Genomic DNA, 15,595 nt, shown 5'->3' on the forward strand with positions numbered 1-15,595 from the left:
CCGGGAGAGCCCGATCATGGCACGCTTCTTCATCGACCGGCCGGTCTTCGCCTGGGTCGTGGCCCTGTTCATCTGCCTGGGCGGGGCCCTCGCCATCCCGAACCTGCCGGTGGCGCAGTACCCGGTGATCGCCCCGCCCTCCATCGCCCTGTCCACGGCCTATCCGGGGGCCTCGGTGGAGAGCCTCTACATCGGCACCACCCGGCTCATCGAGGATGAGCTGAACGGCGCGGCCAACATCATGAGCTTCGAGTCGACCACCGACTCGTTCGGCTCTGTGAACATCACCGCCACGTTCCAGCCCGGCACCGACCCGTCGCTCGCCTCCGTGGAGGTCCAGAACCGGCTGAAGCGCGTCGAGGCGCGCCTTCCGGCGGAGGTGCGCCAGCAGGGCATCCTGGTGGAGGAGGCCTCGGCCGCGACCCTCAACATCATCACCCTCGTCTCCAAGGACGGGTCGATGGACGAGGTGGGCTTGGGCGACTTCCTGATCCGCAACGTCATCAACGAGATCCGGCGCATCCCCGGCGTCGGCCGCGCGACGCTCTACTCCACGGAGCGGTCGCTGCGCGTCTGGGTCGATCCCGACAAGCTGCGCGGCCTCTCGCTCAGCGCCTCGGACGTCACCGAGGCGATCCGCAACCAGAACGTCCAGGTCGCGTCCGGGGCGGTCGGCGCCCAGCCGAGCCCGACCCGGCAATCGCTGACCATGCCGATCATCGTGAAGGGCCAGCTCGGCACCATCGAGGAGTTCGGCGCGGTCGTGCTGCGGGCCAATCCCGACGGCTCGAACGTGCGCCTGCGCGACGTCGCCCGGATCGAACTCGGCGGCGACGCCTACCAGTTCTCGACCCGCCTGAACGGCGGCCCCGCCGCCGGCATCTCGGTGACGCTCGCCCCCGACGGCAACGCCCTCGAGACGGCCCGGGCGATCCGCGCCAAGATGGTGGAGCTGTCCCAGTTCTTCCCGCCGGACCTGAAGTGGGACATCCCCTACGACATCACCCCGGCGGTGGAGGCCTCCATCGAGAAGGTGCTGCACACGCTGGTCGAGGCGGTGGTGCTGGTCTTCCTGGTGATGTTCCTGTTCCTGCAGAACATCCGCTACACCCTGATCCCCACCATCGTGGTGCCGATCGCCCTGATGGGCACCGTCACGGTGATGTGGATCTCGGGCTTCTCGGTGAACGTGCTCACCATGTTCGGCATGGTGCTGGCCATCGGCATCCTGGTCGACGACGCCATCGTGGTGGTGGAGAACGTCGAGCGGATCATGAACGAGGAGGGGCTGCCCCCCAAGGAGGCCACCAAGAAGGCCATGGGGCAGATCACCGGGGCGATCATCGGCATCACCCTGGTGCTGATGGCCGTGTTCATCCCGATGGCGTTCTTCCCCGGCTCGGTGGGCATCATCTACCGGCAGTTCTCGATCGCGATGGTGACCTCCATCGCCTTCTCGGCGCTGCTCGCCCTGTCGCTGACGCCGGCCCTCTGCGCGACCTTCCTGAAGCCGATCGAGAAGGGCCACGGCCACGCCAAGGGCGGCGTGTTCGGGATGTTCAACCGGTTCGTCGACCGGGAGACCGCCCGCTACGGCCGCGGCACCCAGTGGTTCATCCGGAAATCCGGCCGGGTGATGCTGGTCTACCTCGCGCTGGTCGCCGGCACCGCCTACGCCTTCGTGAACCTGCCGGAGGGCTTCCTGCCGGTGGAGGATCAGGGCTTCTTCACGGTCGACATCCAGACGCCCCCGGGCGCCTCCTACAACCGCACCCAGGAGGCGGTCCGCAAGGTCGAGGAGCACCTGCTGGCCCAGCCCGGCGTCGCCACCGTGACCATGCTCAACGGCTTCTCCTTCTCGGGCCAGGCCCCGAGCACCAGCCAGGCCTTCGTCACCCTCAAGCCCTGGTCCGAGCGCGACGCCAAGAACTCGGCCGCCGCCCTCGTCGCCGGCACCAACGCGGCGCTCGCCAATTACCGCGACGCCACGGTGGACGCCCAGGAACCGCCGCCCGTGGACAATCTCGGCAACGCGGCGGGCTTCTCGTTCCGCCTGCAGGACCGGGCCAACCGCGGCTACGCGGCCCTGCTCTCGGCCCAGGAGCAATTGCTCAAGCTCGCGCAGCAGAGCCCGATCCTCCAGAAGGTGAAGATCGAGGGCTTGCCGCCGACCCCGCAGGCGGAGCTGGTGATCGACCGCGAGAAGGCGGCGGCCCTGGGCGTGAAGTTCGAGGACATCAACGCCACGATCCAGCTCAACCTCGGCTCGGTCTATCCGAACGACTTCCCCAACCGGGGCAAGATGCAGCGCGTCTACGTGCAGGCCGAGCAGCTCCAGCGCATGAACGCGTCGGACATCCTCAACTACGCGGTCAAGAACGCCGGCGGCACGATGGTGCCGATGTCGTCCTTCGCGGAGCTGAAATGGGGCATGGGGCCGAGCCAGATCGTCGGCTTCAACGGCTACCAGTCGGTGCGCTTCACCGGCGAGCCGAACCCCGGCTACACGTCGGGCGACGCCATCGCCGAGATGGAGCGGCTGATGCTCCAGCTGCCCAAGGGCTTCGGCTACGCCTGGACCGGCCAGTCCTACCAGGAGAAGCAGGCCGGCAGCCAGGCGAGCCTGCTGCTCGCCCTCTCGGTGCTGATCGTGTTCCTGTGCCTCGCCGCGCTCTACGAGAGCTGGGCGATCCCGGTCTCGGTCATGCTGGTGATCCCGCTCGGCGTGATCGGATCCGTGGCGGCCGTCTACCTGCGCGGCATGCCCAACGACGTGTACTTCAAGATCGGGTTGATCACGATCATCGGCCTCTCGGCCAAGAACGCCATCCTGATCGTGGAATTCGCCAAGGACCTCTGGAAGCCCGGAACCTCGGTGATCCGGGCGGCGGTGGACGCCGCCACGCTCCGGTTCCGGCCGATCGTGATGACCTCGCTGGCCTTCATCTTCGGCGTGGTGCCGCTGGCCATCGCCACCGGCGCCGCCTCGAAGAGCCAGCAGGCGATCGGCACCGGCGTGATGGGCGGCATGATCACCGCCACCGTGCTGGCGGTGTTCTTCGTGCCGGTCTTCTTCGTCGTCGTCATGCGCCTGTTCCGGCGCAAGGCGGTGGCGGAGGGCGAGCGGGCGGACGCGGAGACGCGGCACGAGCCGGCGCGGGTAGCGGCCGAGTAGGCCGGCGCGCTCGCGCCCCGGCCCATGCAACGCGCGACGCGCCCCCTCTCCCGCACGGGGGAGGAGGCGCGCGCTTCCATGCGCGAGGGCCGTCCCGGTCCCGCCTGCCGCGCGATGGCGGCGCCTCGGCCGTCGATCGAGGACGATAGGAGGCGGGAAAAACGCGTTCGGGCGGCCGAATAATGTCACTCACCCGCGACAGCCTCGGCCGCCGCCTTGTATACAGATGGTCCGAAGCTTGCTGACGCCGCGGTGGACACCGCCGGGGCTGTCGGTCGGTGGCGCATTCACGGTTCCGGAGATCCGCTTGTCCCGTTCGACCCTGAAGACCCTCGTCCGCGGCGTGGCCACGGGTGCCGTCGCGACGTTCGCTTTCGCGGTGTTGCCCGCGCAGGCCGCGAACGTCTTCCGTTTCGCCTTCCAGGGTGACCTGAAATCCCTCGACCCGTACTCCCTCAAGGAGAGCTTCACCGAGGGCATGCAGCAGGCGGCCTACGAATCCCTCGTCACCCTCGACAAGAACCTGAAATTCGCCCCCGGCCTCGCCGAATCCTGGGAGACGCCCGAGCCGACCCGCTGGCGCTTCCACCTGCGCAAGAACGTGAAGTTCCACGACGGCACGCCCTTCACCGCCGACGACGTGATCTTCTCCGCCCAGCGGGTCCGCGCCCCGGGCTCGAACTTCACCACTAACGTCCCGTCCGACGCCGAATTCGTGAAGGTCGACGACTTCACCGTCGACATGGTGCTGAAGAAGCCGAACCCCATCGCCATTGCCCAGTTCCCGACCTGGCTGATCATGTCGAAGGCATGGTCCGAGAAGAACGGCGTCGTGCAGCCGACGCCGCCCAACGCCTCCAGCCCGAGCTACGCCACCCTCCACGAGAACGGCACCGGCCCCTTCGTGATCGCCGAGCACCAGCCGGGCGTGAAGACGGTGTTCAAGAAGTTCGACGGCTACTGGGGCAAGGTCGAGTCGAACCTCGACGAGGCGGTGCTGACCACCATCGCCAACCCGGCGACCCGCGTCGCCGCGCTCCTCTCCGGCGAGGTCGACTGGATCGACCCCGTGCCGCTGCAGGACCAGCAGCGGGTGAACGCCAGCGGCACCGCCACCGTGATGGCCGGCCCCGAACTGCGCACGATCTTCCTCGGCATGGACCAGGACCGGGACGAGCTGAAGGATTCGAGCGTCAAGGGCAAGAACCCGTTCAAGGACATCAAGGTCCGCGAGGCCTTCTACCTCGCCATCGACGAGGACACGATCGCCAAGCGGGTCATGCGCGGGCAGGCGGTGCCCTCGGCGCTGATGATCGCCCCGAGCCTCTACGACCGCGGCGCCGAGTTCAAGCGCCCCGCCACCGACCTGAAGAAGGCCAAGGAGCTGATGGCCCAGGCCGGCTACCCGGACGGCTTCTCGCTCACCATGGATTGCCCCAACGACCGCTACGTCAACGACGAGGCGATCTGCCAGGCGGTGGTCTCGATGCTCGCCCGCATCAACGTCAAGGTGAACCTCAACGCGCAGCCGAAGGCCAAGTACTTCGCCAAGGTGCTGGCCCCGAACTACGACACGTCGTTCTACCTGCTCGGCTGGACCCCGTCCTCGCTCGACAGCCACAACATCCTCTACGAGATCGTCGGCTGCCGGAAGCCCGGCGACAAGTCAGGCCGGGGCAGCTGGAACCTCGCGGGCTATTGCGATCCGAAGATCGACGCCATCGCCGACAAGGTCGAGGGCGAGACCGACAAGGCCAAGCGCGACGCCCTGATCAAGGAGGGCTTCGACGTCCTCAACACCGACTGGGGCTACATCCCGCTGCACCAGCAGGCGCTGGCCTGGGGCGTCTCCAAGAAGGTCCACCTGACCCAGCGCGCCGACAACCTGCTCCTGCTCTACTGGGTGTCGAAGGATCCGCAGTAGGATCCGGGCGTGCTCGCCTTCCTGCTGCGCCGGGTGATCCAGGCGGCCGCGGTCCTCGCGGTCGTCGGGCTCATCGCCTTCGCGATGTTCCGGTTCGCGGGCGATCCCGTGAACCAGATCGTCGGCCCCGACACCACCGTGGCCGAGCGGGCGGAGATCCGCAAAAATCTCGGCCTGGACGATCCCGTCCTGGTCCAGTTCGCCCGCTACGCCGGCAGCGTGGCGCGGGGTCAGTTCGGCATCTCCTACCAGTTCCGGCAGCCGGTGGCGCAGCTCCTCGCCGAGCGCATGCCGGCGACGCTGGAGCTCGCCTTCTGCGCGACGGTCTTCGCCCTCGTGGTCGGCGTCCTCATGGGCGTCTACTGCGCCCTGCGCCGCGACTCCTGGCTCGCCGGGCTGTTCCAGGCCGTCTCGCTCATCGGGATCAGCCTGCCGACCTTCCTGATCGGCATCCTGCTGATCTACCTCTTCTCGGTGACGCTCGGCTGGCTGCCCTCCTACGGGCGGGGCGACACGGTCCGGCTCGGCTGGTGGACGACGGGCTTCCTCACCGCGTCGGGGCTCAAAGCCCTGATCCTGCCCTCGGTGACGCTCGGCCTGTTCCAGATGACGCTGATCATGCGGCTGGTGCGCGCCGAGATGCTGGAGGTCCTGCGCACCGACTACATCCGCTTCGCCCGGGCGCGGGGGCTCACCACCCGCGCCGTCCACCTGCGGCACGCCCTGAAGAACACCCTCGTGCCGGTGATCACCATCGCGGGGCTGCAGCTCGGCTCGGTCATCGCCTTCTCGATCATCACCGAGACGGTGTTCCAGTGGCCCGGCATGGGCCTGCTGTTCGTGCAGGCCGTGCAGAACGTCGATATCCCGATCATGTCCGCGTACCTGCTGCTCGTGGCGCTGATCTTCGTGACCATCAACCTCGTGGTCGACATCCTCTACACGGTGGTGGATCCGCGCCTGCGGCTCTCGACCGGGCGGGCGGCGTGAGACCGGACATGACGCACCGTTCCGCTTGCCTGCCGCGCGTCATTGAACGGGACGCGACGGTCACGCCCGCTTCGCAAGAGGCGCGGGTCCCCGCTCCCATGTGGAAGAGGGACAGGGTGAGGGATGAGAACTGTCCGAATGGGGCGCGGCCTGTCGGCGCTTCGAGGGTGCGCTTCACTCTGAGCGGTCTCGACCCTCACCCCGACCCTCGCCCGCATGGGAGAGGGGGCAGGTCGCGCCTGCCAGGCCCGTCGGCGCAAGACGGTCGCGTTCTGGGTTGCCGCTATCGCTTCGCTCCGCTCGCAAAGACGACGGCAGCCGCCCCGAAGCTTTCCACCGGACACGGCGTGAAGGGCGACCGATGAGCGGATACGACCTCGACGCGGGCGATGCCCCGCCGGTCCCCCTGCCGGAGGCGGCGCCCTCCCGCCTCGCGCGCTGGCGGGATTCCGACCTGCTGGCGAGCTTCCTGCGCTCGAAGACCGCCATGGCGGCGCTGGTCGCCACGGTGCTGATGGTCGGGCTCGCCTTCGCGGCGCCCCTGATCGCCCCGCAGAACCCCTACGACCCGGCCCAGCTCGACCTGATCAACTCCAACCTGCCGCCGATCTGGCAGGCGGACGGTCAGGCGCCCTACTATCTCGGCACCGACGACCAGGGCCGGGACGTGCTCTCGGCGGTGCTCTACGGCCTGCGCCTGTCGCTGATCGTCGGCGGGCTCGGGGTGCTGACCTCCGGCGTCATCGGCATCGCGCTGGGTCTGATCGCCGGCTACGCGGGCGGCGTCCTCGACACGCTGATCATGCGGATCGCCGACGTGCAGCTCACCTTCCCGGCGATCCTGATCGCCCTGGTAGTGGACGGCGTCGCCAAGGCAACCTTCGGCAGCGCCCTCGACGTCGGGCCACTGATCGGGCTGATCGTGGTGTCGATCGGCCTGTCCTTCTGGGTGCAGTACGCCCGGACCGTGCGGTCCTCCGTGATGGTCGAGAAGGGCAAGGACTACGTCCAGGCGGCGCGGCTGATCGGCCTGTCCTCCCCGGTGATCCTGGTCCGCCACGTGCTGCCGAACGTCACCGGCCCGGTCTTCGTCATCGCGACGATCAACTTGGCGCTCGCGATCATCACCGAGGCGACCCTGTCGTTCCTCGGCACCGGCCTGCCCGAGACCATGCCGTCGCTCGGCACGCTGATCCGCACCGGCAACCGCTTCCTGTTCTCCGGCGAGTGGTGGATCGTCGCCTTCCCGGGGCTGGCGCTGGCCGGGCTGGTCATCGCCATCAACCTCCTGGGGGATTGGCTGCGCGACGCGCTCAATCCGAAGCTGCAATGATGGGACATCGTCAGCGCGAGCGCAGCGAAGCGACCCAGGGCAGCGCGACCTCGGTGAACGCGGCGCCGCTGGATTGCTTCGCTCCGCTCGCAAGGACGGGGGCGCCCATCCGACGCCCGGTTGCCACCGGAGCCGCCACGCCATGACCGACACGATCCTCTCCGTGCGCGATCTCACGGTCGCCTTCGACACCCGCCGCGGGCCGCTCACCGCCATCGACCGGGTCTCGTTCGACATCGGCCGTGGCGAGATCCTCGGGGTCGTGGGCGAATCCGGGGCCGGCAAGTCGGTGACCGGCTCGGCGGTGATCGGGCTGATCGACCGCCCCGGACGCATCGCCGGCGGCGAGATCCGGCTGCGCGGCGAGCGCATCGACAATCTCTCGCCCGAGGCCATGCGGCGGGTGCGGGGCAAGCGCATCGGCATGATCTTCCAGGATCCGCTGACCTCGCTCGACCCGCTGTTCCGGGTGGGCGACCAGATCGTCGAGACCCTGCGCACCCACACCGACCTGTCGGGGAAAGCCGCCCGCACCCGCGCCATCGACCTGCTCGCCGAGGTCGGCATCCCGGCCCCCGAGCGGCGGATCGACGGCTACCCGCACGAGTTCTCCGGGGGCATGCGCCAGCGGGTGGTGATCGCCCTCGCGCTCGCCGCCGAGCCGGAGCTGATCATCGCCGACGAGCCGACCACGGCGCTCGACGTCTCGGTCCAGGCCCAGATCATCACCCTGCTCAAGCGCCTCTGCCGGGAGCACGGCACCGCGGTGATGCTGGTGACCCACGACATGGGCGTGATCGCCGAGGCCGCCGACCGGGTGGCGGTGATGTATGCCGGGCGCGTCGCCGAGATCGGCCCGGTCGCCTCGGTGATCGCGAAGCCCCACCATCCCTACGCGGTGGGGCTGATGGGGGCGATCCCGACCCTGTCGCAGGAGGCCACGCGGCTGAGCCAGATCCCCGGCTCGATGCCGCGCCTCACCGCCATCCCCAAGGGCTGCGCCTTCAACCCGCGCTGCCCGAAGGTCTTTTCGCGCTGCCGGGTCGAGCGGCCGGAGCCGCAGGCCGTGGAGGCGAGCCGGGTGGCCTGTCACCTGTACGATGCAGCGGAGCGCGCAGCGTGAGCGCCTACGTCGAAGTCACCGATCTGCGCCGCCGGTTCGACGTCTCGAAGCCCTGGCTCAACCGGGTGCTCGAGGGCGAGCCCCGGAAATTCCTCACGGCGGTGGACCGGGTCGGGTTCACGATCGAGAAGGGCGAGACCTTCGCGATCGTGGGCGAATCCGGCTCCGGCAAGTCGACGGTGGCGCGGATGGTGGTCGGCCTGCTGCCGCCCTCGGCCGGGGAGGTGACGATCACCGGCGTCTCGATGACCGACCCGCGCCAGGCCGCAGCCCGGCGGCGCCTGCGGGCGCGCATCCAGATGATCTTCCAGGACCCCTACGCGTCCATGAACCCGCGCTGGCGGGTGGGCCGGATCATCGCGGAGCCGATCCGGGCCTTCGGCCTGATCCAGGGGGAGGGGGCGATCCGCGCCCGGGTCAGCGAGCTGCTCGGCCTGGTCGGGCTCCACCCGGACGATGCGAAAAAATACCCGCACGAATTCTCCGGCGGCCAGCGCCAGCGGGTGGCGATCGCCCGGGCGCTGGCGAGCCAGGCGGAGTTCCTCGTGGGCGACGAGCCGACCTCGGCGCTCGACGTCTCGGTGCAGGCGCAGATCCTCAACCTGATGCGCGACCTGCAGGACCGTCTCGGGCTGACCTACCTGTTCATCTCCCACAACCTCGCCGTGGTCCGCCACATGGCGACCCGGGTGGGGGTGATGTATCTCGGCCGCCTCGTGGAGGTCGCCGCCGCCAAGGACATGTTCGCCAGGCCCCGCCATCCCTACACGCGGATGCTCCTCGACGCGGTGCCCGACCTCGCCCATGTCGGCCGCGCCCGGGTGCCGGTCTCCGGCGAGATCCCGAACCCGATCGACCCGCCGCCCGGCTGCACCTTCAACCCGCGCTGTCCGCTGGCGAACGACCGCTGCCGGACCGAGGTGCCGGCGCTGCTGGACGGCGTCGCCTGCCACGCCGTCCAGGAGGGGCGGGCCTGAGGAGGCCCGCCCGGTCGGCCCGAGGGGCCGTCAGGCCGCCCGGACCGTGGCGAGGAAGCCCGACACTTCGGCCCCGAGCTGCTCGGATTGCCGTGACAGCTCCGACGCTGCGGTGAGCACCTGCGCGGAGGCGGCGCCGGTCTCGCTCGCGGCCTGCGTGACGCTGCCGATGCTGACGGTGACCGACTGGGTGCCCTGAGCCGCCTGCGTGACGTTGCGGACGATCTCCTGGGTCGCCGCGCCCTGCTCCTCCATGGCGGCGGCCACGCCGACGGCGATCTCGCGGAGTTCAGTGATCGTCGCGCCGATCGACTGGATGGCCGCGACGGCCTCGCGGGTCTCGCCCTGGATGGCGTTGATCTGCGCGGCGATGGTGTCCGTCGCCCGCGCCGTCTGCGAGGCCAGCTCCTTGACCTCGCCTGCGACGACGGCGAAGCCGCGCCCCGCCTCGCCCGCACGGGCGGCCTCGATCGTGGCGTTGAGCGCCAGCAGGTTCGTCTGAGCGGCGATCCCGGAGATCAGGCCGACCACCGCCCCGATCTTCTCGGCGCCCTCGGCCAGCCCGCGCACGATCGTGGTGGACTGCGCGGCATCCGCGGCGGCCCGCTCGGCCATGATCGTGGAGCGGGCGACCTGCTGGGCGATCTCGCCGATGGAGGCCGCCATCTCCTCGCTCGCCGCCGCCACGGTCTGGACGTTGGAGGAGGTCTGCTCGGCGGCCGAGGCGACGCTCATGGATTGACCCGCCGTCTGATCGGCCGTGCGGCTCATCGACTGGGCGGTCGCCTCCATCTCGGTTGCGGCCGAGGCCAGGCCGTGCGTGAGCTGCGTGACCTGGCTCTGGAACGCCCGCGTCGCATCGTCCAGCACCTGGGCCCGCCGCATCTTGGCGGCGTTCTCGATCGCCGCGGCCGCGTCGGCGTCCCGCTTGGCGATCATCGCCTCCTTGAACACCTGGACGGCCTGGGCCATCCCACCGATCTCGTCCGCCCGTTCCGCGCCCGTGACCGGCGCCTCGAGCTCGCCGGCGGCCAGGCGGGTCATCGTCGCCGTCATGCCGCCGAGCGGACGGATCACCTGCACGACGATCGTGTAGATGCCGTAGGCGATGCTGAGCGCCGCGAGGACGAGGGCGGCCAGCAGGGCGAGGCGCGACCAGCCCGCGGTGGTCTCGGAGCGCTCGAACTCCGCCTCCGCTTCACGGACCTGCAAGGCCGTGAGCTTGCCGAGGGTCGCGTTGGCGGTCCGCAGGCTCGTCAGCAGGTCCGCATGCGTGGACTCGAAATCCGAAGCGCGACCCGCGGCGATGCGCTTGAGGATCTCGGCCGCGATGGCATCGTTCCGGTCGAGTGACCCCTGCAGCTCGGTGGCCAGGGCCTTCTCCTCCGGGGTCAGGTAGGTCGCCAGATAGGCCGACCACTGCGTGTGAAGGTTGGAGAGATCGCGCTCGATCTGGTCCTTCGCCTGGGCCGGGTCGATCTGCCGGCCGCGCAGCCTGCGCGAGACGTCGATCAGGTCGTCATAGGCATCGCGGATGATGCTGAATTGCCGGAGGCAGACGACGCGGTCGTCGAAGACGGTCTTGAAGCTCTGGTGATTCCAGTGAAGGGCGAGATTGCCCATGGCGGCACATGCGAGCAGGAGCAGGCCCATGACGGCCAGGAGTGCGAGCAGTCTGAGTTTGATGGTCATCGTGGGCGGGTGGCCTTCCAGACGGTGGCATCCGAGACCGGCGGCGGCGCAGACACGCGCGCGGTGATTTCGGAGTTTGCACCTTGGTGAGGCACGATGATTAAAGTTTAGTCGATAAATGCAGTCGAGTTTCGAGCCAAGACAAGATTTCAAACGAACGTGATCGCGACTGCAAAGCGCGTGACTGATTTCTATCTGTAACTGATATTTTCAAGAAACTTCTATCGGAAGGTGTAAGACCCGGCCTGCGACGGGGCTGGCCCGGCGACGGAGCCGGCAGGATCGGCCGCTTCCTCAGGCGTCGCGCCATGCCGAGAAGGTCGCGGCCTGTCCCATATTCGTGCCGTCGCGGTCGAGCTGCCAGACCACCGCCTGGTCGATCCAGAACCGCCGGCCGTCCTTGGCGATCCGCAGGCCGCGATAGCCGCGGCTGAAGCCGTCCCGGGTGACCGCGTCGAGGAGGCTCTGCCGCGCGGCCCGTTCGGGCGCCTCGGCCGAGAGCCGCGAGGGCAGGCCGATCAGTTCGTCCCAGGCGTAGCCGAAGCAGGCCTGGGCGGCCCGGTTGCCGTAGACGAAGCGGGGATCCGCGGCGCCATCGTGGGCGAGGACCGCGAAGGGGGCCGCCGCGTAGAGCCAGGCCGCATCGGCACCGGCCGGCACCAGGGACTCGCCGAGCCGCCGCGCATAGCTGCCGGTGAGCAGGGCGAAGAAGTCCGGGTCGTGCGAGAGGTCCGTCATGATCCGCTACAGGACAGGGTCCGCGTCGATGCGCATGCGCAGAATCGCGTAGGGCGGCTGCTGCAGGTCCCGGCCGCGGTTGAATTCCGGCCGCCGGTTGACCTGGGCCGCCGAGATATAGAGCCATCGGTCCGGGGTGATCCAGAAGGTGTCGGCCCAGATCAGCCGGTCGTCGGCGGCCAGCACCTCCACGGTGCCGTCCGGCAGGCGCCGGCCGACCGCGTTGTGCTCCTGCAGGCTGAGATAGACCCGGTCCTCGGAATCGGTGGTCAGCCCGCCGGTCATGCCCTTCTCGCCGAGATCCTTGACCGTGGCGGCCACGGCCGCGTCCGAGACGTTCGGGTCGCGCAGGGCCGCGGTCTCGACCGCGTAGAGCCGCCGGCTCATCAGCGGCGCGTAGTACAGGCGGCGTCCGTCCGGGCTGATCGCGATGCCGTTGGCGCCGCCCTTCGGGCTCTTCTCCGGCGCGTCGCCCTTCCGCTCCATCACCGGCCGCCGCTCCACGAACTTGACCAAGCCCTCCTCGGAGCGCGTGCTGGGATGGTCCGCGAGGCGCCGCACCACCCGCCCGCTGTCGAGATCGACCGCGAGGATCGCCCCCGCGCCGGCCTGCCCCTGATCGGTGACGTAGGCCAGCGCCCGCCCGTCGCGCACGTCGACCCGCAGGTCGTTCAGCGAGGAATCCGGCACCACGCCCGCGTCGAGGGGGATCGTCCGGCGGATGCTGTTCCGGCCGATATCGATCGCCAGGATCTTCGCGCCGCCCGGCACCGGCCGTCCCTTGCCGGTCGGCAGGCCGGCATCGAGCACCCAGAGGGTGTCGTCACGGTCGAAAACGCCGTTCGGCACATGGAACAGGGTGGCCTGCGGCGCCTGCGGGTCCGGGCGGTTGGCCGCCGCGTCGGGGTAGGGCTTCACTGATCCGTCGGGCAGCACCTCGCCGAGGGTGATCGGCTCCGCACCGGTGAAGCGCGGCATCATCACGAAGATCCGTCCGCCCCGGGCGATGGCGAGTCCCGTGGGGGTCGAGGGCGCATCCGCCGCGATGGCGAGGTCCAGAATCCCCGCAGGCCGGCTCGTCGGGGGCGGCGGCGTCCCGGCGCGGGCGGCGGGGGCGGCGAGGGCCAGGAGCCCCGTTCCGATCAGGCGGCGGCGGTCGAGGCGCATGCGGATCCCGGCGTGGCGGTCATCGGAGTCCCGGCAGGGGCGCGGGGCGCGACCGACGGGATGCCGGCCCAACGCATGGGCCGTCCGGGCGATCCCGCGCGCCGGAATCCGCGCCCCGCCGATCGGGAGCCGGCGACGGGCGGTCCACAGGCGCCGCCGCGCGACGCTGGCCCCAGCCAGCGGCGTCACGGTAAGCACGATCGTGCCGGACCTCGATTCGGCGCCGCACGGGCCGAGGCCCGGGCCTGAGATTGGAGAGGTGGGACACGCATGGATCCCGAAGGATCCGAACCGGCGCCGGACACCGCGCCCCGGCCCGGCGCCGGCTCGCTGCGGGTCCTCGCCCTGGCGGTGCAGAAGGGCGGGACGGGCAAGACAACCCTCGCGGCCTCCCTGGCCGTCGCCGCCGCGGAGGCCGGCGAGCAGGTGACCGCCCTCGATCTCGACCCGCAGGGATCCCTGGCCGGCTGGGGGGCCCTGCGCAAGAGCGACCGCGGGAGCGACCGCGGGAGCGACCGCGAGAGCGACGCCGTCGCGGTCGACCGGATCCAACCCTGGGAGATGGGCCAGCTGTCGGAGATTCTCGGCATCCTCGCCGAGCAGGGCACGACGCTCGCCGTCCTCGACACCGCCGGCAGCGCGTCCGGCCTCGCGCCGGCCCTGAAGGATGCCGATTTCGTCCTGATGCCGGTCCGCCCCTCGCGGCTCGACATCGTGGCCGCCCGGCCGACCCTCCAGGCGCTCGTCGGGCTCGGGCTGCGGGAGCGGCTGGCCCTGGTGCTGAACCAGTGCCCGCCGCCGCCCTCGCCGCGCACCAGCGCCTACGCGGCGCAGCTGCGCGCCCTGGGCGTCCTGGCCGAGCCCGGCATCATCCACCGGGTCGATCACCAGGACGCCCTGGCGACCGGGCTCGGCGTCACGGAATACGCCCCCGTCAGCCCGGCCGCCGACGAGGTCCGGGCCCTCTGGACCTGGATCGACGGGAAGATGCGGTCGGCCTCCGCCCGCTGACGGCTCAGCCCTGGCCGAGGGCCGCGAGGATCCGCGCCCAGGAGCGCGTGCCCTTGTGGAAGCTCGTCAGGTCGTACTTCTCGTTCGGCGAGTGGATCCGGTCGTCGTCGAGGCCGAAGCCGATCAGCAGGGTGTCGCGCCCGAGGATCCGCTTGAAGTCGCCGACGATCGGGATCGAGCCGCCGGCCCCGACGGTCACCGCCGGCACGCCCCACTCGTCCTGCAGCGCGGCCTTGGCGGCTCCGAGCTGCGGCATGTCGAAGGGCAGGCTGATCGCCCGCGAGCCCTTGTAGGTGATGACCTCGACCCGGCAATCTGCCGGCACGCGTTCCCGCACGAACGCCTCGAAGCTCTCGGCGAGCCGCTTCGGATCCTGGTCGTCCACGAGGCGGAACGAGACCTTGGCGGAGGCGGTCGAGGCGATCACCGTCTTGGTGCCCTCGCCGGTATAGCCGCCGATGATGCCGTTGGCGTCGCAGGAGGGGCGCGACTGCACCAGCTCGATCGGCATGCGCCCGCGCTCGCCCGCGGGCTCCTTGAGGCCGATCGGCCCGAGCAGGGTCTCCGGCGTCAGGCCGAGGCCGCGCCACTGCTCCAGCACCTCGGGCGGGCGCTCGTGCACGCCCTCGTAGAAGCCCGGGATCGTCACGCGACCGTCGGCATCGTGCAGGTCGGCGATGATCTTCGACAGGACGTGGATCGGGTTGCGGGCGGCGCCGCCGAAGAAGCCCGAATGCAGGTCCCGGTCGGCGCAGGTCACCTTCACCTCGAAATAGGCGAGGCCGCGCAGGGACGAGGTGATGGCCGGGGTCTTCCGGTCCCACATGCCGGTGTCGCAGACGAGGACCACGTCGCAGCCGAGCCGGTCGCGGTTGGCGGCGACCCATTCGGGGAGCCCCTGCGAGCCGCTCTCCTCGGCGCCCTCGATCAGGATCGTGACGCCGCAGGGCAACTCGCCGTGCATGGCGATATAGGCCCGGCACGCCTCCACGAAGGTCATCACCTGCCCCTTGTCGTCGGAGGCGCCGCGCCCGACGATTTTCTTGCCGCCCTGCCCGTCATCGGCGAGGTGCGGCTCGAAGGGCGGCGTCGTCCACAGGTCGAGGGGGTCGACGGGCTGCACGTCGTAATGGCCGTAGAACAGGACGTGCGGCGCTCCGGGCTTCGGCTTGTGGGCCAGCACGACCGGATGGAGCGAGGTCTCCTCGACGGAGGTCTCGAAGCCCAGCGCGGTCAGGTCCTTGGCGAGCCAGGCGGCGGCCTCGCGGCACTGGCCGGCATAGGCGGGATCGGTGGAGATCGACGGGATCCGCAGGAAGGCGAACAGCCGCTCCAGGGCGTTCTCGAGATCCGTGTCGATGTCGTTGAGGATCGCGTCGAGCGCGGCCATCGGGGGCTCCGGGGTGCGGCGGGGACTCTGCGGGACGAGGGTTAGCCGAGGCGGGGCGGGGGCGGCAACGTCGGA

Annotated in this window: 11 protein-coding genes; 7 read left to right on the top strand and 4 right to left on the bottom strand. The window is 70.1% G+C overall.

Annotated features, from left to right (window positions below):
* Window positions 1–16 precede the first annotated feature (16 nt).
* From BM396_RS08250 to BM396_RS08275, 6 genes are all read left to right on the top strand, one after another.
* A complete protein-coding gene (locus BM396_RS08250; protein WP_043379387.1) occupies window positions 17–3,175 on the top strand; it encodes a multidrug efflux RND transporter permease subunit in 3,159 nt (1,052 codons plus the stop codon).
* A 307-nt stretch (window positions 3,176–3,482) separates the two neighbouring features.
* Window positions 3,483–5,099: an ABC transporter substrate-binding protein gene (locus tag BM396_RS08255; protein ID WP_043379476.1), complete on the top strand. Its 1,617-nt coding sequence runs from the start codon at window positions 3,483–3,485 to the stop codon at window positions 5,097–5,099.
* A gap of 9 nt (window positions 5,100–5,108) precedes the next feature.
* Window positions 5,109–6,089: an ABC transporter permease gene (locus BM396_RS08260; RefSeq protein ID WP_043379385.1), complete on the top strand. Its 981-nt coding sequence runs from the start codon at window positions 5,109–5,111 to the stop codon at window positions 6,087–6,089.
* 361 nt (window positions 6,090–6,450) lie between these two features.
* Window positions 6,451–7,422 carry an ABC transporter permease gene (locus BM396_RS08265; RefSeq protein WP_043354011.1) on the top strand — a complete coding sequence of 324 codons (972 nt, stop codon included), beginning with the start codon at window positions 6,451–6,453 and terminating at the stop codon, window positions 7,420–7,422.
* Between the two features lie 142 nt (window positions 7,423–7,564).
* A complete protein-coding gene (locus tag BM396_RS08270; RefSeq protein WP_043379383.1) occupies window positions 7,565–8,545 on the top strand; it encodes an ABC transporter ATP-binding protein in 981 nt (326 codons plus the stop codon).
* Window positions 8,542–9,522: an ABC transporter ATP-binding protein gene (locus BM396_RS08275; RefSeq protein WP_043379380.1), complete on the top strand. Its 981-nt coding sequence runs from the start codon at window positions 8,542–8,544 to the stop codon at window positions 9,520–9,522. The genes BM396_RS08270 and BM396_RS08275 overlap by 4 nt, the downstream gene beginning before the upstream one ends.
* Window positions 9,523–9,552: 30 nt before the next feature.
* Here BM396_RS08275 and BM396_RS08280 read toward each other — a convergent pair whose 3' ends face one another.
* From BM396_RS08280 to BM396_RS08290, 3 genes are all read right to left on the bottom strand, one after another.
* Complete coding sequence (locus tag BM396_RS08280; RefSeq protein ID WP_043379378.1) at window positions 9,553–11,214, bottom strand: methyl-accepting chemotaxis protein; 1,662 nt, start codon at window positions 11,212–11,214, stop codon at window positions 9,553–9,555.
* 294 nt (window positions 11,215–11,508) lie between these two features.
* The gene (locus BM396_RS08285) at window positions 11,509–11,952 is read right to left on the bottom strand and encodes an MEKHLA domain-containing protein (protein WP_043379375.1); all 444 of its coding nucleotides are present in this window, start codon (window positions 11,950–11,952) and stop codon (window positions 11,509–11,511) included.
* Between the two features lie 6 nt (window positions 11,953–11,958).
* On the bottom strand, window positions 11,959–13,119 hold the full coding sequence (locus BM396_RS08290) for an SMP-30/gluconolactonase/LRE family protein (protein WP_081948563.1): 1,161 nt from the start codon (window positions 13,117–13,119) through the stop codon (window positions 11,959–11,961).
* Between the two features lie 270 nt (window positions 13,120–13,389).
* On the opposite strand from BM396_RS08290, the gene BM396_RS08295 reads away from it, so the two are divergent.
* On the top strand, window positions 13,390–14,130 hold the full coding sequence (locus tag BM396_RS08295) for a ParA family protein (protein ID WP_043379372.1): 741 nt from the start codon (window positions 13,390–13,392) through the stop codon (window positions 14,128–14,130).
* Window positions 14,131–14,134: 4 nt separating this feature from the next.
* Here BM396_RS08295 and BM396_RS08300 read toward each other — a convergent pair whose 3' ends face one another.
* Window positions 14,135–15,520: a M20/M25/M40 family metallo-hydrolase gene (locus tag BM396_RS08300; RefSeq protein ID WP_043379370.1), complete on the bottom strand. Its 1,386-nt coding sequence runs from the start codon at window positions 15,518–15,520 to the stop codon at window positions 14,135–14,137.
* Window positions 15,521–15,595: the final 75 nt, after the last annotated feature.

The sequence above is a fragment of the Methylobacterium sp. UNCCL125 genome, from assembly GCF_900116795.1.
Classification (GTDB): domain Bacteria; phylum Pseudomonadota; class Alphaproteobacteria; order Rhizobiales; family Beijerinckiaceae; genus Methylobacterium; species Methylobacterium fujisawaense.